Source organism: Enterobacter cloacae complex sp. (assembly GCF_900322725.1).
GTDB lineage: Bacteria > Pseudomonadota > Gammaproteobacteria > Enterobacterales > Enterobacteriaceae > Enterobacter > Enterobacter quasihormaechei.
The window spans coordinates 731,698-752,263 of sequence record NZ_LT991957.1; the positions used below are offsets into that span (position 1 = coordinate 731,698).

At 56.1% G+C, this 20,566-nt stretch carries 22 protein-coding genes; 9 read left to right on the forward strand and 13 right to left on the reverse strand.

Annotation, left to right across the window (positions count from 1 at the left end; all coding sequences use genetic code 11):
• Positions 1–46 precede the first annotated feature (46 nt).
• The 6 genes from DBR02_RS03845 (at position 47) to DBR02_RS03870 (ending at position 1,862) form a co-directional block, all read left to right on the forward strand.
• Entirely contained in the window at positions 47–295 is a 249-nt protein-coding gene (locus tag DBR02_RS03845) for a helix-turn-helix transcriptional regulator (protein ID WP_107533502.1), read from the forward strand.
• A gap of 108 nt (positions 296–403) precedes the next feature.
• On the forward strand, positions 404–703 hold the full coding sequence (locus DBR02_RS03850; RefSeq protein WP_040117969.1) for a PerC family transcriptional regulator: 300 nt from the start codon (positions 404–406) through the stop codon (positions 701–703).
• Complete coding sequence (locus tag DBR02_RS03855) at positions 696–854, forward strand: DUF1317 family protein (RefSeq protein ID WP_107533503.1); 159 nt, start codon at positions 696–698, stop codon at positions 852–854. Before DBR02_RS03850 ends, DBR02_RS03855 begins: the two co-directional genes overlap by 8 nt.
• Entirely contained in the window at positions 851–1,042 is a 192-nt protein-coding gene (locus tag DBR02_RS03860; protein ID WP_045891207.1) for a DUF1382 family protein, read from the forward strand. The genes DBR02_RS03855 and DBR02_RS03860 overlap by 4 nt, the downstream gene beginning before the upstream one ends.
• Positions 1,039–1,686, forward strand: a complete 648-nt coding sequence (locus DBR02_RS03865) for an MT-A70 family methyltransferase (RefSeq protein ID WP_107533504.1) — start codon at positions 1,039–1,041, stop codon at positions 1,684–1,686. Before DBR02_RS03860 ends, DBR02_RS03865 begins: the two co-directional genes overlap by 4 nt.
• The gene (locus DBR02_RS03870; protein ID WP_063149221.1) at positions 1,683–1,862 is read left to right on the forward strand and encodes a hypothetical protein; all 180 of its coding nucleotides are present in this window, start codon (positions 1,683–1,685) and stop codon (positions 1,860–1,862) included. Before DBR02_RS03865 ends, DBR02_RS03870 begins: the two co-directional genes overlap by 4 nt.
• Here the strand turns inward: DBR02_RS03870 and DBR02_RS03875 are convergent.
• The 3 genes from DBR02_RS03875 to guaB all read right to left on the reverse strand — a co-directional run bounded on the left by DBR02_RS03875 (position 1,859) and on the right by guaB (position 6,416).
• Positions 1,859–3,112 carry a tyrosine-type recombinase/integrase gene (locus DBR02_RS03875; RefSeq protein WP_107533505.1) on the reverse strand — a complete coding sequence of 418 codons (1,254 nt, stop codon included), beginning with the start codon at positions 3,110–3,112 and terminating at the stop codon, positions 1,859–1,861. The genes DBR02_RS03870 and DBR02_RS03875 overlap by 4 nt on opposite strands.
• Positions 3,113–3,304: 192 nt before the next feature.
• A complete protein-coding gene (gene guaA / locus DBR02_RS03880) occupies positions 3,305–4,882 on the reverse strand; it encodes a glutamine-hydrolyzing GMP synthase (protein WP_063450503.1) in 1,578 nt (525 codons plus the stop codon).
• A gap of 67 nt (positions 4,883–4,949) precedes the next feature.
• On the reverse strand, positions 4,950–6,416 hold the full coding sequence (guaB, locus tag DBR02_RS03885) for an IMP dehydrogenase (protein WP_039270203.1): 1,467 nt from the start codon (positions 6,414–6,416) through the stop codon (positions 4,950–4,952).
• Between the two features lie 159 nt (positions 6,417–6,575).
• Between guaB and xseA the strand changes: the two genes are divergently transcribed.
• From xseA to DBR02_RS03900, 3 genes are read left to right on the forward strand one after another with little or no spacing between them, the layout of a single operon-like run.
• Positions 6,576–7,949 (forward strand): exodeoxyribonuclease VII large subunit, encoded by a 1,374-nt coding sequence (gene xseA, locus DBR02_RS03890; protein ID WP_107533506.1) that lies wholly within the window; start codon positions 6,576–6,578, stop codon positions 7,947–7,949.
• A 58-nt stretch (positions 7,950–8,007) separates the two neighbouring features.
• On the forward strand, positions 8,008–9,027 hold the full coding sequence (locus DBR02_RS03895) for a M4 family metallopeptidase (protein ID WP_107533507.1): 1,020 nt from the start codon (positions 8,008–8,010) through the stop codon (positions 9,025–9,027).
• Positions 9,027–9,377, forward strand: coding sequence for a protealysin inhibitor emfourin (locus tag DBR02_RS03900; protein WP_003860606.1), 351 nt, complete (start codon positions 9,027–9,029; stop codon positions 9,375–9,377). Before DBR02_RS03895 ends, DBR02_RS03900 begins: the two co-directional genes overlap by 1 nt.
• On the opposite strand, the gene DBR02_RS03905 is transcribed toward DBR02_RS03900, so the two are convergent.
• From DBR02_RS03905 to ndk, 10 genes are all read right to left on the reverse strand, one after another.
• On the reverse strand, positions 9,374–9,595 hold the full coding sequence (locus DBR02_RS03905) for a zinc ribbon domain-containing protein (protein WP_107533508.1): 222 nt from the start codon (positions 9,593–9,595) through the stop codon (positions 9,374–9,376). The two genes, DBR02_RS03900 and DBR02_RS03905, sit on opposite strands and share 4 nt — an antisense overlap.
• 58 nt (positions 9,596–9,653) lie before the next feature.
• A complete protein-coding gene (locus DBR02_RS03910; RefSeq protein ID WP_107533509.1) occupies positions 9,654–11,195 on the reverse strand; it encodes a peptide MFS transporter in 1,542 nt (513 codons plus the stop codon).
• Between the two features lie 300 nt (positions 11,196–11,495).
• The gene (gene der, locus DBR02_RS03915; RefSeq protein WP_022648998.1) at positions 11,496–12,968 is read right to left on the reverse strand and encodes a ribosome biogenesis GTPase Der; all 1,473 of its coding nucleotides are present in this window, start codon (positions 12,966–12,968) and stop codon (positions 11,496–11,498) included.
• Between the two features lie 112 nt (positions 12,969–13,080).
• Complete coding sequence (gene bamB, locus DBR02_RS03920) at positions 13,081–14,259, reverse strand: outer membrane protein assembly factor BamB (RefSeq protein ID WP_107533510.1); 1,179 nt, start codon at positions 14,257–14,259, stop codon at positions 13,081–13,083.
• A gap of 10 nt (positions 14,260–14,269) precedes the next feature.
• Positions 14,270–14,890 (reverse strand): YfgM family protein, encoded by a 621-nt coding sequence (locus DBR02_RS03925; RefSeq protein ID WP_063450510.1) that lies wholly within the window; start codon positions 14,888–14,890, stop codon positions 14,270–14,272.
• Positions 14,891–14,903: 13 nt separating this feature from the next.
• Positions 14,904–16,178, reverse strand: a complete 1,275-nt coding sequence (hisS, locus tag DBR02_RS03930) for a histidine--tRNA ligase (protein ID WP_107533511.1) — start codon at positions 16,176–16,178, stop codon at positions 14,904–14,906.
• Positions 16,179–16,259: 81 nt separating this feature from the next.
• Positions 16,260–17,378 carry a flavodoxin-dependent (E)-4-hydroxy-3-methylbut-2-enyl-diphosphate synthase gene (gene ispG, locus DBR02_RS03935; RefSeq protein ID WP_003860619.1) on the reverse strand — a complete coding sequence of 373 codons (1,119 nt, stop codon included), beginning with the start codon at positions 17,376–17,378 and terminating at the stop codon, positions 16,260–16,262.
• Positions 17,379–17,404: 26 nt separating this feature from the next.
• Positions 17,405–18,409, reverse strand: coding sequence for a cytoskeleton protein RodZ (rodZ, locus tag DBR02_RS03940; protein ID WP_107533512.1), 1,005 nt, complete (start codon positions 18,407–18,409; stop codon positions 17,405–17,407).
• A 291-nt stretch (positions 18,410–18,700) separates the two neighbouring features.
• Positions 18,701–19,867: a bifunctional tRNA (adenosine(37)-C2)-methyltransferase TrmG/ribosomal RNA large subunit methyltransferase RlmN gene (locus DBR02_RS03945; RefSeq protein ID WP_107533513.1), complete on the reverse strand. Its 1,167-nt coding sequence runs from the start codon at positions 19,865–19,867 to the stop codon at positions 18,701–18,703.
• Positions 19,868–20,014: 147 nt separating this feature from the next.
• Complete coding sequence (gene ndk, locus DBR02_RS03950) at positions 20,015–20,446, reverse strand: nucleoside-diphosphate kinase (protein WP_003860625.1); 432 nt, start codon at positions 20,444–20,446, stop codon at positions 20,015–20,017.
• Between the last annotated feature and the right edge of the window lie 120 nt (positions 20,447–20,566).

A 20,566-nucleotide genomic window follows, 5' to 3' on the forward strand; every position in this document is an offset into this window, starting at 1 on the left:
CCACCGTGGCGCCACGGCGCCACACCTGCAACCAGGAGAGATAGTTATGAAAGGTGCATTGAGTAAGAAAAAACTCCTTGAGGTGGTGCCACTGTCATGGAGCACGATTGACCGCCTTGAACAGGCTGGCGAATTCCCGTCCCGTTTCTGGATCACCGATCGCCGCTGCGCGTGGGACCAGAGCGAAGTTGAAGCCTGGCTGGATAAACGTAAGGCGGCAAGTCCGGCGACGTTCACCGGAAAAAAGCCGCCAGTTGACCGCCGCGTTTATCGCCCGGTGAGTGCGGCAGCATGACGGCGCTGAAGAAGCATATCGGCAGATGGTCAGATGTATACCTGTATCTGGCCGTGGTCGCCTACCTGATGTGGCTGGCGGCGGTAATCAGTTGAGAGGATCCTGGGAATGAGAAAATTAACCCGCCTTGAAAAATATCACATGAACAAAGCATCGCAGCGCGGAACTGAAAAAGTTGTGGCAGTAACGCCGGAAGCAATGGAGATCGAAAGCCGGGCCATCGAGCGCGAGCGCCGCGGGCACTACAGAATCGCAGCCCGTCTCTGGCTCCAGTGCCTGGACGCTGCCGTCGGTGAAGTTGAGCGCGCCCGCATCGCGGTGCGCCGCCAGCAGTGCATCACCAAAGGGAACCGCACCCCGCATCTGGACTACAGCGGGATCGGATGTCGCGGGGTGGTGTATGACTAATCCGCACGACGGAATAACCGTGGGCAGTGTCACGCTGCCCTATTCCATCATTCGCCGTGGATGGGTAGCACCGAACGGCGACGTTATCAGAAACCCATTAAAGGCTCAGCGCCTGGCTGAGCTGATGAACAGCAAGAAGGTGGCGGCATGAACAAAGCAGCACCAGCAGATTTAAGAAAGTGCCTTGAGGCTGCAAATATGCTCGCCTCGTTCGGCATCCGATTTGTTCCAATGCCAGCAGCCACAGACGCGGAATACGCAATGCTGTCCGCAATGTTTATGGATAAGCTGGAGTCTCTTGCTGTAGAAGCTGAGAAGTCGGAAGGCGGTGCAGCATGACCGGAAAATACACTCTTATCTACGCAGATCCGCCGTGGGTATACCGCGACAAAGCAGCAGACGGCGAGCGTGGCGCCGGATTCAAGTATCCGGTTATGAACGTGCTGGACATCTGCCGCCTGCCTGTGTGGGATTTGGCTGCCGATGATTGCCTTCTGGCTATGTGGTGGGTTCCAACACAGCCGATTGAAGCGTTGAAGGTAATCGAGGCGTGGGGCTTCCGCCTCATGACCATGAAGGGTTTCACCTGGCACAAGACGAACAAGCATAAAGGCACCAGCGCGATCGGCATGGGCCACATGACCCGGGCGAACAGCGAAGACTGTCTGTTTGCGGTGCGCGGGAAACTCCCGGCGCGAATGGACGCTTCGATCTGCCAGCATGTCACGGCGCCGCGCCTGGAGAACTCGCGCAAGCCGGACGTGATCAGAGAGAAACTGGTGCAACTGCTTGGCGATGTGCCGCGCATTGAGCTTTTCGCCCGCCAGTCGTCACATGGCTTTGACGTATGGGGAAACCAGTGCGAAGGTCCGGCGGTGCAACTGCAACCCGGATACGCGCTGGATATAGCCGGTTTGACGCGGGCATTTGAACATGCTCCGTTGACATCAACAGACAACCAGGGCCGGGAGCGTGCAGCATGACTATATCTGACCATGCGGATTTAATCCGTCAACTCGAAGAGTGCCGCGCCGTGATACATCAAAAAACAGCACAGGTGAAATGGTTACAAACTGAAAATAGCCATTTGCATAAGAAGTGTGAAGAGTTGCAAATGGCTGTAGAAATACAGAGGGAGTTTATTAGATCGCGAAATTAACAGATCTGGTTCATCCACCTCTCAAATTTAGACGGGGAGAACGGCACCAGATCGGTGTGCTCCCCGTTAATCCAGGCATCAACCATATCCGCCCACTGCTGCAACATATAGGCACGCTGCCGGGCATACTCCGCTTTGTTATAAACCGCCCGGACTCCTTTCTGCTCGTGCGCCTGTGCCTTCTCTATCCAGTCTGATGGATAATCCGCTTCGTGCAGCAGCGTGCTGGCCGTCCGGCGCAGGTCATGCACAGTGAAATCATGTATTTTCTCGCCGTCTTTGTTTATGGCCTGCACGGTCCGGTCTATCAGCGAGTTCAGCGCGGCATTCGATAATGGCTTGCGGAAGTTGTAGCGCCCGGGCACCAGGTATTCACTGCCACCAGCGCACATTTGCAGGCCGACCAGCAGATCCTGCGCCTGCTTCGGCAGGTAAATCACATGCGCGCGCCTTGCCTTCATTCGGTCGGCGGGGATCGTCCATGTCCAGTTCCTGAAATCGATCTCTGCCCACGTCGCGTAGGTAAATTCGCCTTTTCGCACAAGCGTCAGCAGTACCAGCTTCAGCGCCATCTTCATGGTGCCCATCGCACCGACGTCATCCAGCGCACGGAAGAATATTCCAATTTCCTCAGGCGACAGCGTGCGCTCACGCGGCTTAAACATGGCGATCGATGATGGCTTAATGTCGGCAGCAGGATTGAACAGACCATGCCCGCGGTCGTTGGCGTACCGGTATACGCTGCTGATTATCTCCCTGACCTGAATCGCCGTCGCCCGTCCGCCACGCTCGACGATACGATCGCAAAGGTCGCGCACCATCCTGGTGGTTATCTCAGTCATCATTTTGTTTCCGAGCGCCGGGAGGATATCCCTGTCGATCACTGCCTGCTTCATGGCGCGGGTGCTGTCTGCCAGGGTGACGTGTTTCATGTAGGTGTCGGTATATACCGCGAATGTTTCGGCCCCGGCGATTTGCCTGATACCGTCACGTTTTGCCGCAGCAGGCGACTGGCCTGCCTTCAGCAGCTTTTTGGCGGCAATGAGTTCCTCGCGCGCTTCCGCCAGGCTGATACCGTCACGACCGTACTGGCCGATCACCAGCGTTTCCCGTCGGCCGTTGATGCGGTAGTCGTAGCGGAACGAGACAGAGCCTGACGTAAGCACGGCGACATACAGCCCGTCACGGTCGGAAACCTTATACAGTTTCTCCTGCGGCTTGAGGTTTTTCAGTTTGGTATCGGTAAGCACAGTTCACCCGTAATGCATCCATATTTTTGTCGGTATGAGAGTATACCTTTCGGGTAATACCGTCACCTGTACCGTCGAAAAATGTGGTGTAGAGTGAATAGATATGAGTAGATATAAACAAAAACCCTCTGCAATTACAGAGGGCTAGAGATGATATTGAATAGATATGATGTGCTATGAACTAGCTATACATCATTCCCACTCAATCGTCGCCGGTGGCTTACCGCTGATGTCATACACCACGCGGGAAATGCCGTTAACTTCGTTGATGATGCGGTTAGACACGCGGCCTAAGAAGTCATACGGCAGATGCGCCCAGTGCGCGGTCATGAAGTCGATGGTTTCCACCGCACGCAGGGAGACAACCCAGTCGTACTTACGGCCATCGCCCATCACGCCGACGGAGCGAACCGGCAGGAACACGGTGAACGCCTGGCTGACCTTGTTGTACAGGTCAGCCTTGTGCAGCTCTTCGATGAAGATCGCGTCCGCGCGACGCAGCAGGTCGCAGTACTCTTTCTTCACTTCACCCAGCACGCGCACGCCGAGGCCCGGACCCGGGAACGGGTGACGGTAGAGCATGTCGTACGGCAGACCCAGCTCCAGGCCGATCTTACGCACTTCATCTTTGAACAGCTCGCGCAGCGGTTCAACCAGGCCCATCTTCATCTCTTTCGGCAGGCCGCCCACGTTGTGGTGAGATTTGATGACGTGCGCTTTACCGGTTGCGGAGGCCGCAGACTCGATCACGTCAGGGTAGATAGTACCCTGCGCCAGCCACTTCACGTCTTCCAGCTTCAGCGCTTCTTCGTCGAACACTTCCACGAACACGCGGCCAATGATTTTACGTTTCGCTTCCGGATCGTTCTCGCCGGCCAGCGCGTCGAGGAAGCGCTGTTCGCCTTCCACGTGAACGATGTTCAGACCAAAGTGGTCGCCAAACATGTCCATTACCTGCTGGGCTTCGTTCAGGCGCAGCAGGCCGTTGTCCACGAAGACGCAGGTCAGGTTTTTACCGATCGCGCGGTGCAGCAGCATCGCGGTGACGGAGGAGTCCACGCCGCCGGAGAGGCCGAGGATCACTTTGTCATCGCCAACCTGCTGGCGGATACGCTCCACGGCGTCGTCGATGATTTTTGCCGGGGTCCACAGGGCTTCACACTGGCAGATGTCACGCACGAAGCGCTCCAGCATACGCATACCCTGACGGGTGTGGGTCACTTCCGGGTGGAACTGCACGCCGTAGAAGCGTTTTTCCTCGTTCGCCATGATGGCGAACGGGCAGCTTTCGGTGCTGGCAACGGTCACGAAGTCGGACGGGATGGCGGTGACTTTGTCGCCGTGGCTCATCCACACGTCCAGCAGCGGCTTGCCGTCTGCGGTCAGGGAGTCTTCGATACCGCGCACCAGCGCGCTGTCGGTGACGACTTCAACCTGCGCGTAGCCAAACTCACGCTCGTTAGAGCCTTCTACGTGGCCGCCCAGCTGCATCGCCATGGTCTGCATGCCGTAGCAGACGCCGAATACCGGTACGCCCGCTTCGAACACGTACTGTGGCGCGCGCGGGCTGTTCTCTTCGGTGGTGCTTTCCGGACCGCCGGAGAGGATGATGCCGCTTGGATTGAACTCGCGAATCTGTGCTTCCGTGACATCCCACGCCCACAGCTCACAGTAAACGCCCAGCTCACGCACGCGGCGCGCCACCAGCTGAGTGTACTGAGAACCGAAGTCCAGGATGAGAATGCGATGTTTATGAATGTTTTCCGTCATTGACGCTAATTCCGAGGCAAGTGAAACAAAACAAAGCGCCCGGCATTGAGCCGGGCGCGGAAATTTATCAGGAGCCCAGACGGTAGTTCGGGGACTCTTTGGTGATCGTCACGTCGTGAACGTGGCTCTCCTGGATACCCGCACCGCTGATGCGTACGAATTCCGCTTTGGTACGCAGCAGGTCGATGGTACCACAGCCGGTCAGACCCATACAGGAGCGCAGGCCGCCCATCTGCTGGTGAATGATCTCTTTCAGGCGGCCTTTATAGGCCACACGGCCTTCGATACCTTCCGGCACCAGTTTGTCTGCGGCGTTATCGGTCTGGAAGTAACGGTCGGAGGAACCCTTGGACATCGCACCGAGGGAGCCCATACCGCGATAGGATTTATAAGAACGGCCCTGGTAGAGTTCGATTTCGCCCGGGGATTCTTCGGTACCGGCCAGCATAGAGCCCACCATCACGGCGGCTGCACCTGCGGCGATCGCTTTGGCGATGTCGCCAGAGAAGCGAATACCGCCGTCAGCGATAACCGGGATACCGGTCCCTTCCAGCGCTTCAACCGCGTCAGAAACCGCGGTGATCTGCGGAACGCCTACGCCGGTAACGATACGGGTGGTACAGATGGAGCCAGGGCCAATACCCACTTTCACCGCGCTGCAACCCGCTTCCGCCAGTGCGCGAGCGCCTGCGCCCGTTGCCACGTTACCGCCGATGATCTGGAGATCCGGGTATTTAGCACGGGTTTCACGGATACGTTGCAGAACGCCTTCGGAGTGGCCGTGGGAGGAGTCAATCAGCAGCACGTCAACGCCCGCAGCAACCAGCGCGTCAACGCGCTCTTCGTTACCTGCACCCGCGCCAACCGCAGCACCGACGCGCAGACGGCCATGCTCGTCTTTACAGGCGTTCGGTTTACGTTCTGCTTTCTGGAAATCTTTAACGGTGATCATGCCGCGCAGATGGAAGCTCGCATCCACAACCAGCGCTTTCTCAACGCGTTTTTCGTGCATTTTCGCCAGCACGACGTCGCGGGTTTCGCCTTCACGCACGGTCACCAGACGCTCTTTTGGCGTCATGTATACGCTGACAGGCTGGTTCAGGTCAGTGACAAAACGCACGTCACGACCGGTGATGATGCCCACCAGCTCGTTATCTTCGGTCACAACCGGGTAGCCCGCGAAGCCGTTACGCTCGGTCAGCGCTTTCACTTCGTGCAGGGTGGTGGTTGGCAGAACGGTCTGAGGGTCGGACACAATACCGGATTCATGTTTCTTCACACGGCGAACTTCTTCCGCCTGGCGCTCGATAGACATGTTTTTGTGGATAAAGCCAATGCCGCCTTCCTGTGCCAGGGCGATAGCCAGACGCGCTTCCGTCACGGTGTCCATTGCTGCGGAGAGCATAGGAATGTTCAGACGAATGGTTTTCGTCAACTGCGTGCTGAGGTCGGCAGTATTCGGCAGAACGGTGGAATGAGCGGGAACGAGGAGGACGTCGTCAAACGTCAGTGCTTCTTTAGCGATACGTAGCATGGGCAATATCTCTGACCTGGGTGGTTAAATATTGCCGTGGCATTATACAGAGCGTAACCGATTGCATCTACACTTTTTTAAAAAAAATGCTTGCGCTCCCCTCTCAGCAGGTTACTATCGACTGAATAACTTGCTGATTTAGAATTTGATCCCGCTCACATGTTATCCTCTCAATCCCCCTCAATTTATACTGTCAGCCGCCTTAATCAGACGGTGCGTTTGCTGCTTGAGCAGGAAATGGGGCAGGTCTGGATCAGCGGTGAAATCTCTAACTTCACGCAGCCCGCTTCCGGCCACTGGTACTTTACGCTAAAAGACGACACCGCCCAGGTGCGCTGTGCCATGTTCCGCAACAGCAACCGTCGCGTGACGTTCCGTCCCCAGCACGGCCAGCAGGTTCTGGTGCGCGCCAATATTACCCTGTATGAGCCGCGCGGTGATTATCAGATTATCGTCGAGAGCATGCAGCCCGCCGGTGAAGGCTTGCTGCAACAGAAGTACGAGCAGCTTAAAGCCATGCTTTCGGCTGAGGGGTTGTTTGACCAGCAGTTCAAAAAGCCCCTGCCCTCTCCTGCCCACTGCGTAGGGGTTATCACCTCGAAAACCGGTGCGGCCCTGCACGATATTTTGCACGTGCTGAAGCGTCGTGACCCTTCCCTGCCCGTCATTATCTACCCGACTGCCGTTCAGGGTGACGATGCGCCGGGGCAGATCGTACGCGCCATTGAACTGGCGAATGCGCGTCAGGAGTGTGATGTCCTTATCGTCGGGCGCGGCGGCGGCTCGCTGGAAGACCTGTGGAGCTTTAACGACGAGCGCGTGGCGCGGGCGATCTTTGCCAGCCTTATTCCTGTCGTGAGTGCCGTCGGTCACGAAACGGACGTGACGATTGCGGATTTTGTCGCGGATTTACGCGCCCCCACGCCGTCTGCGGCGGCAGAGGTGGTCAGCCGTAACCAGCAGGAGCTACTGCGTCAGATCCAGAACGCGCAGCAGCGCCTGGAGATGGCGATGGACTATTTCCTCGCTAACCGCACCCGCCGCTTTACCCAGCTTCACCATCGTCTGCAACAGCAGCATCCTCAGTTGCGTCTTGCGCGCCAGCAAACCGTGCTGGAGCGTCTGCGTCAGCGCATGAACTTCGCGATAGATACCCAGCTTAAGCGCGCGGTATCCCGTCAGCAGCGCGTCACGCAGCGTCTGAATCAGCAAAACCCGCAGCCGACCATCTACCGTGCGCAAACGCGGATCCAGCAGCTCGAGTATCGCCTTGCGGAAAATATTCGTTCACGCCTGAGCACCACCCGCGAGCGTTTTGGCAATGCGGTCACCCATCTGGAGGCCGTCAGCCCGCTCTCCACGCTGGCGCGCGGCTACAGCGTGACCACCGCGACGGACGGCAAAGTGCTGAAACAAACGAAACAGGTAAAAGCCGGGGATGTGCTCACCACCCGTCTTTCAGACGGCTGGGTTGAGAGTGAAGTCAAAGAGATCAAACCGGTGAAAAAAACGCGTCAGCGTAAAAGCGGATAAATCTTCGCCGGTTACAAACTATACTGCTGCTATTGCCTTTTTTAATAAGGAGAGCAGCATGCCTCATCTACATAGCGTCATCCCTCCGTATATTCTTCGTCGTATTATCGAAAGCGGGTCAGAGCCCCAGCAGCGCTGCGCCCGTCAGACATTAACCCACGTGCAAACCCTGATGGCGCATATGCCGGGTAAGCCCGCCGCGCCGCACGTCAATAAAGCCGGTCAGCTTGAGCGTGACATCTACGATGCAAAACAGACCCAGGAGCTGCCGGGTACCCAGGTGCGCTATGAAGGCCAGCCGTCCAACGGCGATGTGGCGGTGGATGAAGCGTACGATTATCTGGGCATCACCCATGATTTCTTCTGGAAGGAATATCAGCGCGATTCGCTAGATAACAAAGGGCTGATCCTCACCGGCACCGTGCACTATGGCCGGGAGTATCAAAACGCCTTCTGGAACGGTCAGCAGATGGTCTTTGGCGATGGCGACGGGGAAATCTTCAACCGCTTCACCATTGCCATCGACGTGGTGGCGCATGAGCTGAGCCACGGCGTGACGGAGACCGAAGCCGGACTGATTTACTTTGAACAGTCAGGCGCGCTGAACGAGTCGTTATCCGACGTGTTTGGTTCGCTGGTGAAGCAATACCATCTTAAGCAGACTGCCGATCGGGCAGACTGGCTGATTGGCGAGGGACTGCTGGCGGAAGGCATCAACGGGAAAGGGCTGCGCTCTATGTCTGAACCGGGCACCGCTTATAACGATCCCCTGCTCGGCAAAGATCCGCAGCCCGGGCATATGAAAGATTTCATTAAGACGCGCGAGGATAACGGCGGCGTACACCTCAACTCCGGCATCCCCAACCGGGCATTTTACCTGGCCGCGACGGCGATCGGCGGTTACGCCTGGGAAAAAGCCGGTTATGCCTGGTACGACACGGTGTGCGATCGCAATCTGGCGCAGGATGCCGATTTTGACGCTTTCGCAAAACTGACGATCGCCCACGGCGATAAGCGCTCCGGTAGTGACGTTGGGGCGGCAATTAAACAAGCCTGGGAACAGGTGGGAGTACTGTAATGCAGGTACCGGAACTGACGGATGACGCCGTGGTTGAGCTGGCCCGGGAAGGCGGCGTCGCCTTTATTCCTAAGCTGAGCGGTCAGCGCACTATCGCCCTCTCCACGCTCAACGAGGCGCAGCGTCAGCGCGTGGTGAATATTCTGGAACAGGCTATCCCGCGCGGGCAGCCGCCGGGACAGGCGTCGTCCCCGGGCAGCGGCGATCAGCGCTATTTTCGCATTCAGATCATCTGGACCCGGCACAATCAGGCGCAGTATACCGATATTATCGTGCTGGTTCCGGAGCAGGAAGCGCCGGAATCGCTGATCGAACTGTGGCAAAAAGGCGAAGGCTGCGTGTGCGATTAAGCCTCGGCCCTGACGAACTCGACGCGTTTTTTTGAGATCAGTCCGTGGCCGTTCTGACAGAAGTAATCCACCGCGCCGCAGGCTTTGAGTACCTGAAGCGGCTGGTGACAGTCAGGGCAGCGCGCTTCGAGGGGAATATCTTTATTGCAGCTGTCGCAGTGCGCGATACCGTTTTGCGGCTCGAGCTCTGCGTGGCAGCCAGGACAGGTAATGGACATGCTCTCTCCCGTTAAGTTGGGCCGGGGCAGGATAACCGCCCCGGCAGTCTGAGAATTATCAGGCTTCAGTAGCCGGTTTAGTCTGCGCATTTTCCAGCATGCGACGTACCGGAACAATGAGGACGATCAGCACCGCAGCGCAAATCAGCAGCGCGATGGAGCAACGGGCAAAGAGGTCCGGCAGCATGTCCAGCTGGTCGGCCTTCACGTGCCCACCAATGAGGCCCGCCGCCAGGTTACCCAGCGCACTGGCGCAGAACCACAGGCCCATCATCTGGCCGCGCATTCTTTCCGGTGCCAGCAGGGTCATGGTTGCCAGGCCGATTGGACTCAGGCACAGTTCCCCGAGCGTCAGCATCAGGATACTGCCCACCAGCCAGAATGGCGATACGCCTGCTCCACCGTTGCTCAGCACGTTCTGTGCCGCCAGCATCATCAGCCCAAAGCCCCCTGCCGCACACAAAATACCGATAACGAACTTGGTGATGCTGCTCGGGCGAATATTATTGCTCGCCAGCTTCGGCCATGCCCAGCTAAATACCGGGGCCAGCAGAATGATGAACAGGGCATTAATCGACTGGAACCATACCGCCGGGATTTCAAAATCACCGATCATGCGGTTAGTGTAGTCGTTGGCGAACAGGTTGAAGGAGGTTGGCTTCTGCTCGAACGCGGACCAGAAGAACGCGGCGGAGACCAGCAGAATAAAGCACACCAGCAGCCTGGCGCGTTCTTTGCGGTTCAGACCGGCGAAGATGAACAGGTAGATAAAGTAGAGCGCAACGGAGGCGGCGATCACATACACCAGCACGCTGGCGACCGCGACCGGATTGATCACAATCACGCCCTGGGCAATCAACGTAACGATGATTGCAACACCCACCGCCAGCGCCAGCAGCCAGGCACCTACGCCGTTACGTTTCACCACCGGGCTGTTCCAGGTAGAGTCCAGACCCACTTCAGCGTCATAGCGCTTCATGGCCGGAACGGCAAACACGCGGAAGATGATCAGCGCCACCAGCATCCCGATACCGCCGATACCAAAGCCCCAGTGCCAGCCGTGCGTTTTGATCAGCCAGCCGGAAATCAGCGGGGCAATGAACGAGCCCATGTTGATACCCATATAGAACAGCGAGAAACCGCCGTCACGACGCGCATCGCCCTTTTTGTACAAGGTACCGACCATGACCGAGATACAGGTCTTAAACAGGCCGGAGCCGAGCACGATGAACATCAGGCCGATGAAGAACAGGTTGTCGCCCATGATCGCCGACAGCGCGATCGACAGATGACCAAGCGCAATCAGAATCGAACCGTACCAGACGGCACGCTGCTGGCCGAGCCAGTTATCCGCCAGCCAGCCGCCCGGCAGCGCGGCCAGGTACATGGTTCCGGCAAAGATACCGACAATCGCCGAGGCGTTTTCGCGCGCCAGGCCCATCCCGCCGTCATAGACGGTGGCAGCCATAAACAGGATCAGCAGCGGGCGAATACCGTAAAACGAGAAACGCTCCCACATCTCGGTGAAGAACAGCGAACCGAGCGGATAAGGATGGCCGAAGAAGGTTCGGCTCTCTTTTTGATTAACAGAGGATTGCATAATTCTCCCGAAAAGGTATGTGTCGTGCTTGTAAACACCAGCATGTACGCCGAACGGTTACGTATCCGATCGATTTTTTACATGCGGCGAAAAGTTGGTTAACCATTTGATAACCAGGCGCTAGTTTTGTCTAGTACCGAACCCTGGACTTTAAGACGAAAATTCGACGATTGTCTACTTTCTTAGATATAAACATGGTTAAAAGTGAATAGTGATTGACATCACAGAGACTTAATAATGGCCTGCCGCCAAGCATAAAAAACCCGCGACAGGCGCGGGTTTCAGTGGGAAGAGCAAGGCTTATTTGCTTTTCTTAATGTGCTTAATCAAACGCTTACGCTTACGCATCTGGTTCGGCGTCAGGGTGTTGCGTTTATTCGCAAACGGGTTTTCCCCTTCCTTAAACTGAATACGGATAGGCGTACCCATTACGTCCAGCGACTTGCGGAAGTAGTTCATCAGGTAGCGTTTGTAGGAATCCGGCAGATCTTTCACCTGGTTGCCGTGGATCACCACGATAGGCGGATTATAGCCACCGGCGTGGGCATATTTCAGCTTCACGCGACGTCCGCGCACCAGCGGCGGCTGGTGATCTTCAGCAGCCATATTCATGATACGGGTCAGCATGGCGGTGCTCTGGCGGCGGGTAGAGCTGTCGTAGGCTTCACGAACGGATTCGAACAGGTTACCAACGCCGCTGCCGTGCAGGGCAGAGATAAAGTGTACGCGGGCAAAGTCGATAAAGCCCAGACGGAAGTCCAGGGTCTCTTTCACCTGTTCACGCACCTCGTTGCTCAGGCCGTCCCACTTGTTGACGACGATAACCAGTGAGCGCCCACTATTGAGGATAAAGCCGAGCAGAGAGAGATCCTGATCGGAGATACCTTCACGTGCGTCAATCACCAGCAGCACTACGTTCGCGTCTTCAATCGCCTGAAGGGTTTTGATCACCGAGAATTTTTCCACCACATCGGTGATTTTCCCGCGCTTACGCACGCCAGCGGTGTCGATAAGGACATACTCACGTTCATCGCGCTGCATTGGAATATAAATGCTGTCACGCGTTGTGCCCGGCATGTCGTAAACCACCACGCGTTCTTCACCCAGAATACGGTTAGTAAGCGTAGACTTACCTACGTTAGGGCGACCAACGATAGCCAGCTTAATAGGCAGATCCTGCGGGTTGAAGTCGTCTTCCGGCTCTTCCTCGCCTTCTTCTCCGGCTTCAAACTGCGCCCAGTATTCGGCGTCTTCGTCCACCTCTTCCGGCGGATTCACTTCATCCACCCACGGCAGCAGTACAGTTTCCAGCAGGCTGGTCACGCCGCGGCCATGCGAAGCCGCGATAGGATAAATATCGCCCAGGCCTAAAGACCAGAAATCCGCAACGGCCTGATCGGCATCGATACCGTCAGTTTTGTTCGCCACCAGGAAGGTTGGCTTTTCGCGTGAACGCAGATGTTTGGCAATAGCAGAGTCCGCAGGCATCAGGCCAGCGCGCGCATCCACCATAAACAGAACCACGTCCGCTTCTTCGATAGCCAGCAGAGACTGCTCTGCCATGCGGGTTTCTACGCCGTCTTCCGTACCGTCAATACCCCCGGTATCGATACAGATGAACTCGCGTCCTTCCACCTCTGCACGACCGTACTTACGGTCACGCGTCAGCCCCGGGAAATCCGCAACCAGCGCATCACGGGTGCGTGTTAAACGGTTAAAAAGAGTGGATTTTCCAACGTTAGGGCGCCCGACAAGCGCGACCACAGGTACCATGTTTGAAGCCTCATAAAATTCAAAATAACGTCGCTTTCGCGGCGTTTTTAAAAATGTCAAAACGGCTCCTGAGTGAACAGGAGCCGTTTAGTATACTACAACCGCCGTGTAATTAACGCGTGATCGCGTACAGCGTGCCGTCTTTTGCCTGAATCAGCAGTTTGCCGTCAGCCACAACCGGATCGGTCAGGAAGCCTGAGCCGTCCACTTTCTGCTGCGCCACGAAGCGGCCATTCTCTGGATCGATCCAGTGCATATAGCCTTCGCTGTCGCCCACCACCAGGCTGCCGTTATACAGTGCCGGTGCGGTCAGCAGACGGTGCAGCAGATCGCTCTGCGTCCACAGCGTCACGCCACCTTCGGTGCTCAGCGCCAGCAGACGGTCGTTCTGATCCACCATATAAATACGGTTGCCGTCGACGATGAAATCGTTCACGGAGCCCAGCTCACGTTTCCACATGATCTGGCCGCTACGCAGGTCCAGCGCCGTCAGGTTGCCGTTATACGCCAGCGCGTAAACCACACCGTCAACGATAACTGGCGTCGTGTCCACGTCGCTCAGACGGTCAATTTCAGTTGAACCGGTCGCCTGAGAGATACGCTGCTGCCAGATCATCTGACCCTGCTGCATCAACACCGCACTGACGCGGCCGTTGTCACCGCCCACAATAGCGGCGCCGAAGGCGGTCGCCGGAGCAGATTCACCGCGCAGAGACAGCGCTGGCATATCCAGGTTAACGGTCCATTTTACCAGACCGTCGGCTTCGTTCAGCGCCTGAAGCTGGCCGTTGCTGGTATGGATCAGCACCAGCCCGTCGCTCACGACCGGACGAGACAAGGATTCACCGGCAACGACGGTCTGCCATGCAACAGAACCGTCGCTGGCATTGAGCGCGTAAACCTGCGCTTTTTCGCTGCCCACGTACACGTGACCACCGGCAACGGTCAGGCCGCCAGAAAGCAGTGCAGGCTTACGGGAGAACCAGCCGTCTTTTTCCGCCAGGTTAATGGACCACACTTCTTTTCCGTCATCCGCGTTCAGCGCTTTGACGGTGCCTTTGCGATCGGCTGCATAGACCACGCCGTCAGCAAACGCCGGGTGCAGGTTGGAATAAAAATCGCCAATACCATCTCCCACGGAGGTATCCCAGGCGGTGGATGGCGTGAACTGGTTTTCAACCGTCGGCAGCGGGGACATTTTCACAACGTCTTCTTCGCCACTGAACAGTGAACAACCGCTCAATAACGTAACAGAAAGCAGTCCTGGCAGAAGTAATTTACGCAATTGCATTGGGTCCCTCTCAGACGGACAAATTATTTATTTTCATCTGCATCATTTCGCTCAGCGCAGGTGAAGCTTTGCTATCCACGCCAGCTTGCCACGCTTTGCGCGCGCCCGCTTTGTCACCTTTGCTCAGCAGTGCTTCACCGCGGAGATCGGCAACGATGGCGGCAAAGCCTTCGCCTTTGATGGTATCAAGCGTTTTCAGCGCGTCGTCAGCTTTTTTCTGCTGAACCTGAATACGTGCCAGGCGCAGATTAATTACCGCTTTCAGATTTTCGTCACTGGCAGCAGCAAGCCCCTGAGACAGCTGCGCAGCGGCTTTGTCCAGTTCGTTTTTATCAACATACTGCTGAGCCACTTCCAGCGCAGCCAGTGCGCCGTAGGTGTTTTTGTTGTCAGCGGCAAATTTTTCCGCGGCCGCCAGGGTTTGCGGCCGATCGGCACTGATTGCGCTAACGGTATTTTCGTAGTTCAGGGACGAACCGCGAGCAGAGTCAGCCTGATGATTGTTCCAGTAACGCCAGCCTACCAGCGCACCTACACCTAAAATAACCCCAACAACCAATGCCTTGCCGTTTTCGGCAAAGAAGCGTTTAACCGCATCCACCTGGTCGTGTTCGTTCTCGTAAATTTCCACGCAGTCCTTCTCCTTAGCCTAATAGAGTGCGCAAGTGTGCCGCAACGCCGTCCTGCGTTACCGTAGTTTGCTCACCAGAGCGCAGGTCTTTCACTACCACTTCGCCGTTGGCCACTTCGGACTCACCCAGCACCAGTGCGATACTTGCGCCCCACTTATCGGCACGAGCAAACTGTTTTTTAAAGTTGCCGCCGCCGTGGTTGGTCATCAGCTTAACGTCCGGCAGCGCATCGCGCACGCGTTCGGCAAGCTGCATTGCCGCAGACTGCGTATCCGCACCTGAGGCCACCAGGTATATATCGACAACAGGATCGGCTTTAAATTCCGGATTAACTGCCTGAACCAGCAAAACAAGTCGCTCAAGGCCCATCGCGAAGCCAACGGCCGGTGCTGCACGACCACCCAGTTGCTCAACCAGACCGTCATAACGACCGCCGGCACACACGGTGCCCTGTGAACCGAGGCTTGAGGTGACCCACTCAAATACGGTGCGGTTGTAGTAGTCCAGACCGCGAACCAGACGCTGGTTAACGGTATAGGCAATGCCCGCCGCTTCAAGCAGCTTGCACAGGCCGGCAAAGTGTTCGCGGGAATCTTCGTCCAGGTAGTCACCCAGTGCAGGCGCATCGTTCAGCAGCGCCTGTACGTCAGGATTTTTGGAATCGAGTACGCGCAGCGGGTTGCTGTACATACGACGCTTACAATCGTCGTCCAGCTTCTCTTTATGCTGTTCCAGGAATGCCACCAGCGCATCGCGATAGTTCGCACGCGCTTCCAGAGAACCGATTGAGTTCAGCTCCAGTGAAACATGCTCAGAAATACCGAGCGCACGCCACCAGCGGGCTGTCAGCATAATCAGTTCAGCGTCGATATCTGGCCCTTGCAGACCAAACACTTCCACGCCAAGCTGGTTGAACTGACGATAGCGGCCTTTCTGCGGACGTTCGTGGCGGAACATCGGGCCGATATACCACAGGCGCTGCTCCTGATTGTACAGGAGACCATGTTCGATGCCGGCGCGTACGCAACCCGCCGTCCCCTCAGGACGCAGGGTCAGGCTGTCGCCGTTGCGGTCCTCAAAGGTATACATCTCTTTTTCAACCACGTCGGTCACTTCACCGATCGCGCGTTTGAATAACGGGGTCTGCTCTACAATCGGCAAACGAATTTCGCTGTAACCGTAGCTGCCGAGCACCTGCTTCAGTGTGCCTTCAATGCGCTGCCAGATGGCGGTTTCGCCAGGCAGATAATCGTTCATGCCGCGGATGGCTTGAATGTTTTTTGCCACGTTTATTCTCTTTCTATATACAAAAAAGAACCCAAAGAATGGGCTCAATCATACATGGGAAGCAGCCTGCTTCCCATCACGTTATTTTTCAACCTGCTGAACGCTGATGCGCTGCGCTTCGTCCATCATCGTCGCTTTTGCGCGAATGCGGGCTTCGAGCTGGTCGATCATGTCACTATTATCCAGACGATCTTTACGAACGCCATCTTCATAGAGACCACTTTTCTTGTTACCGCCGGTCACGCCCAGCGTGGACACCAGCGCTTCACCCGGACCGTTCACCACGCAACCGATGATGGACACGTCCATCGGGGTGATGATGTCTTCCAGACGCTGCTCCAGGGCGTTCACGGTGCCGATCACGTCAAATTCCTGACGTGAACAGGTTGGGCAGGCAATGAAGTTGATCCCACGTGCGCGGATACGCAGTGATTTCAGGATATCAAAACCGACTTTGATTTCTTCCACCGGATCGGCGGCCAGAGAGACGCGTAACGTGTCGCCGATGCCTTCAGAGAGCAGCAGGCCAAGGCCAATCGCCGATTTTACTGAACCGCTGCGCAGACCGCCCGCCTCGGTGATCCCAAGATGCAGCGGCTGATCGATCTGTTTCGCCAGCAGGCGATACGATTCAACGGCCAGGAAAACGTCAGAGGCTTTTACGCTCACTTTGAACTGATCGAAGTTAAGGCGATCCAGATGATCGACGTGACGCATGGCGGATTCGAGCAGCGCCTGCGGCGTTGGCTCGCCATACTTTTCCTGGAGATCTTTTTCCAGAGAGCCGGCGTTCACGCCGATACGGATTGGAATGTTTTTGTCGCGGGCGCAGTCAACCACCATGCGAATGCGTTCTTCATTACCGATGTTACCTGGGTTAATGCGCAGGCAATCGACACCGTATTCAGCGACTTTCAGCGCGATACGGTAATCGAAGTGAATATCGGCAACCAGCGGCACGCTCACCTGCTGTTTGATCAGTTTGAACGCCTCAGCGGCGTCCATGGTCGGCACAGATACGCGGACAATGTCCGCGCCTACGCGCTCTAACGCTTTGATTTGATTGACCGTCGCTTCCACGTCCGTGGTGCGCGTATTGGTCATCGACTGGACGGCGATAGGCGCCCCATCGCCGATTGGCACGTTCCCAACGTAAATCCGTTTCGATTTTCTACGTTGAATAGGAGCCTGGTTATGCATGTAAAATCTCCCGCATTGCCCGTCTGTTACTGTGCTGCTGATTGTTCGGCATTAACGGTAAGACGCGCAACCTGGTTAGTTCTGATAAAGCGGCTCAGATCGACAGGTTTTCCTTGATACTGGATCTGTACCGCTGCCGGTGCGCCGATTTTAAGCTTGTAAGGTGCCTGGCCCGTTAGATTTAACGTGCCATCTTTGCGTTGCAGGCCGCTGAACAGCTTTTTACCTGTTGCGTCAGTCACTTCCAGCCAGCAATCCGCCGTAAAATTCATCACCAGCGCATTTGGGTCAACGGCAGGTGCCGCCGTACCAGCCGGGTCAGTTGGCAGCGACGCCGCGGTGTTGTCAGCCTGTGCCGTTGCCGCAGGTGCGGTATCAACATTTGCCTGTGAAGGCGATACCACCGCATTCTGATCCTGAGCCTGGGTTGCTGGCGCGGTATTCGCCGTCGCCTCTGGCGCTGGAGCAGCTTCGGTTGCAGGCGCGTTCGTTGCCGCCGTCTGCGGTTCGCTGGAGGTCGCTGTCCCTTCCGTGCTCAGCGGCACGCTTTGTGCGCCGTTGGATTGATTAAGCTCAGCGGAGGACTGATCGGCCATGGTGGTGATCTCTTCCTGCTGCGCTTTGTGGTTTTGCCACCACCATGCGCCCGTCAGGCCGACAACCACAAACAGAACCAGCCAGGTAAAGCTCATCAGCCAGCCATCGCGTTTTTTACGACGCTTACCCAGCGAGAAGCTTTGCATCGGCGCCACTTTTGCTGCACGTACCGGCGCCTGCTTCTCCATCATCGGCAGTAATTCGTCTTCAGGGATATGAACCAGTTTGGCGTAAGAACGGATATAGCCGCGCAGAAACGTTGAAGCCAGATCGGCAGGAGCCTTATCTTCTTCAATGTCGCGAACGGTGGACACCTTCAGGCACAGGCGTTCTGCAACGGCTTGCTGGCTGAGTCCGAGTTGTTCACGGGCGTTGCGAAGACGAACGCCAGTGGAGAGTGCTGCATTTTGATCGTGAGTGGCTTCAGTATTCATTCGCTACAACTACTGGTACGTGAAAATAAGGGTTCAGGTGCCGGTGAGTCACAATGCCACCCGCACCGCGAAACTTCAGGTCAGTTAACCTGGAACAAACAGTATAAGACTGTCGGGCCGCAGATGACAGCGCTGGCGGGCCTTCACGCTAAACTGTTGTTACGTCGTTACATACTGCCCGAAAGTCGTATGAAACGCACCGTAATTATTAATCAGTTGTAATGATTGTGGCTGATTATTCAGTAAATTAATGCTTCACGGCGCAAAAAATGCGCCGTGTCTGCATAATAATCAGACGGTTTTAACCGCGATTGACTCACCCTGCATGCGCTTACGCAGCGTACGTTTAGTACGGTCAATAACGTCACCCGCCAGCTGACCACAGGCTGCGTCAATATCATCACCACGCGTTTTACGCACGATGGTGGTGAAACCATACTCCATCAGCACTTTGGAGAAGCGATCGATACGGCTGTTTGAGCTACGGCCATACGGCGCGCCCGGGAACGGGTTCCATGGGATCAGGTTGATCTTGCAAGGCGTATCTTTCAGCAGTGCTGCCAGCTCGTGAGCATGCTCGGTACCGTCGTTGACATGATCCAGCATCACGTATTCGATGGTCACGCGGCCCTGGTTGGCGTTGGATTTCTCCAGGTAACGGCGCACGCCGGCCAGGAAGGTTTCGATATTGTACTTTTTGTTGATCGGCACAATTTCGTCACGGATGGCGTCGTTTGGCGCGTGAAGGGAGATTGCCAGCGCGACGTCAATCATGTCGCCCAGTTTGTCCAGCGCAGGCACAACGCCGGAAGTAGAGAGCGTCACGCGGCGCTTGGACAGACCAAAACCGAAGTCGTCGAGCATGATTTCCATCGCCGGCACGACGTTGGTCAGGTTCAGCAGCGGTTCACCCATCCCCATCATCACCACGTTGGTGATGGGACGCGTACCGGTGACTTTCGCCGCGCCCACGATTTTCGCGGCACGCCAGACCTGACCAATGATTTCCGACACGCGCAGGTTACGGTTAAAGCCCTGCTGCGCCGTTGAGCAGAATTTGCACTCCAGCGCACAGCCCACCTGAGAAGAGACGCACAGCGTGGCGCGATCGTCTTCCGGGATATACACGGTTTCAACGCGCTGATCGCCAACGGCAATGGCCCACTTGATGGTGCCATCCGAGGAGCGTTGCTCTTCCACCACTTCCGGCGCGCGGATTTCCGCCACTTCTTTAAGCTTATTGCGCAGCACTTTGTTGATGTCCGTCATGTCATCAAAGTTGTCGCTGCAATAGTGGTACATCCATTTCATGACCTGATCGGCACGAAACGGCTTCTCGCCCATCTCTTTAAAGAACTCGCGCATCTGCTGACGGTTCAGGTCCAGCAGGTTAATTTTTCCATTTTTATTGGGAACCGCAGGAATGGCGACTTCGGAGGTATTCACTAATTCAGACATAATATTTTCCGGCCTCGTTGTTACACGTTGTGGCCCTTGGTGGGTTGAAAAGAAACGCCCCGGTAAGCAGTCTGCTCGTCCGGGGCGTTGCATTGTACAAAGTCTGGCGCAGGGATGCCACGTTTGCACGCGGCATTTACGAAATAATTAGCGAGTGCGCGGGCACACTTCGCCTTCAGCGAAGAAGAATGCGATTTCGCGCGCAGCAGATTCAACGGAGTCGGAACCGTGGGTGCCGTTCTCGGTGAAGCTGTCTGCATAGTCGGCGCGCAGAGTACCGGCCAGCGCGTTGTCCGGGTTGGTTGCACCCAGCAGGTCACGGTGACGCTGTACCGCGTTTTCGCCTTCCAGTACGGATACCACGATTGGGCCAGAAGTCATGAACTCGACCAGACCGTCAAAGAATGGGCGACCTTCGTGCTCAGCGTAGAAACCGCGAGCCTGCTCAACGGTCAGGTGCAGCATTTTGGTGCCAACGATCTTAAACCCTGCTGATTCAAAGCGAGCGAAGATGCTGCCAATAACGTTTTTTGCCACCGCGTTTGGTTTGATGATGGAAAAAGTACGTTCAATAGCCATTGATAACCTCTGTAAAATGTTCTGTTGTTTTTGCATACCTGAGTATGGTGTGGCGCGGATTATAAAGAGCAATAGCGCCATTGCCTATGGTTATGCATAACATTTTTTTAAAATGAGACG

Bases quoted from the DNA above. Each gene is read 5' to 3' on its own strand.
- DBR02_RS03865 (WP_107533504.1), top strand. From the start codon at position 1,039: ATGACCGGAAAATACACTCTTATCTACGCAGATCCGCCGTGGGTATAC.
- ndk (WP_003860625.1), bottom strand. From the start codon at position 20,446: ATGGCTATTGAACGTACTTTTTCCATCATCAAACCAAACGCGGTGGCA.
- DBR02_RS03945 (WP_107533513.1), bottom strand. From the start codon at position 19,867: ATGTCTGAATTAGTGAATACCTCCGAAGTCGCCATTCCTGCGGTTCCC.
- DBR02_RS03845 (WP_107533502.1), top strand. From the start codon at position 47: ATGAAAGGTGCATTGAGTAAGAAAAAACTCCTTGAGGTGGTGCCACTG.
- xseA (WP_107533506.1), top strand. From the start codon at position 6,576: ATGTTATCCTCTCAATCCCCCTCAATTTATACTGTCAGCCGCCTTAAT.
- DBR02_RS03860 (WP_045891207.1), top strand. From the start codon at position 851: ATGAACAAAGCAGCACCAGCAGATTTAAGAAAGTGCCTTGAGGCTGCA.
- DBR02_RS03900 (WP_003860606.1), top strand. From the start codon at position 9,027: ATGCAGGTACCGGAACTGACGGATGACGCCGTGGTTGAGCTGGCCCGG.
- ispG (WP_003860619.1), bottom strand. From the start codon at position 17,378: ATGCATAACCAGGCTCCTATTCAACGTAGAAAATCGAAACGGATTTAC.
- guaA (WP_063450503.1), bottom strand. From the start codon at position 4,882: ATGACGGAAAACATTCATAAACATCGCATTCTCATCCTGGACTTCGGT.
- guaB (WP_039270203.1), bottom strand. From the start codon at position 6,416: ATGCTACGTATCGCTAAAGAAGCACTGACGTTTGACGACGTCCTCCTC.
- DBR02_RS03870 (WP_063149221.1), top strand. From the start codon at position 1,683: ATGACTATATCTGACCATGCGGATTTAATCCGTCAACTCGAAGAGTGC.
- DBR02_RS03905 (WP_107533508.1), bottom strand. From the start codon at position 9,595: ATGTCCATTACCTGTCCTGGCTGCCACGCAGAGCTCGAGCCGCAAAAC.
- rodZ (WP_107533512.1), bottom strand. From the start codon at position 18,409: ATGAATACTGAAGCCACTCACGATCAAAATGCAGCACTCTCCACTGGC.
- DBR02_RS03895 (WP_107533507.1), top strand. From the start codon at position 8,008: ATGCCTCATCTACATAGCGTCATCCCTCCGTATATTCTTCGTCGTATT.
- DBR02_RS03910 (WP_107533509.1), bottom strand. From the start codon at position 11,195: ATGCAATCCTCTGTTAATCAAAAAGAGAGCCGAACCTTCTTCGGCCAT.
- der (WP_022648998.1), bottom strand. From the start codon at position 12,968: ATGGTACCTGTGGTCGCGCTTGTCGGGCGCCCTAACGTTGGAAAATCC.
- DBR02_RS03850 (WP_040117969.1), top strand. From the start codon at position 404: ATGAGAAAATTAACCCGCCTTGAAAAATATCACATGAACAAAGCATCG.
- DBR02_RS03855 (WP_107533503.1), top strand. From the start codon at position 696: ATGACTAATCCGCACGACGGAATAACCGTGGGCAGTGTCACGCTGCCC.
- bamB (WP_107533510.1), bottom strand. From the start codon at position 14,259: ATGCAATTGCGTAAATTACTTCTGCCAGGACTGCTTTCTGTTACGTTA.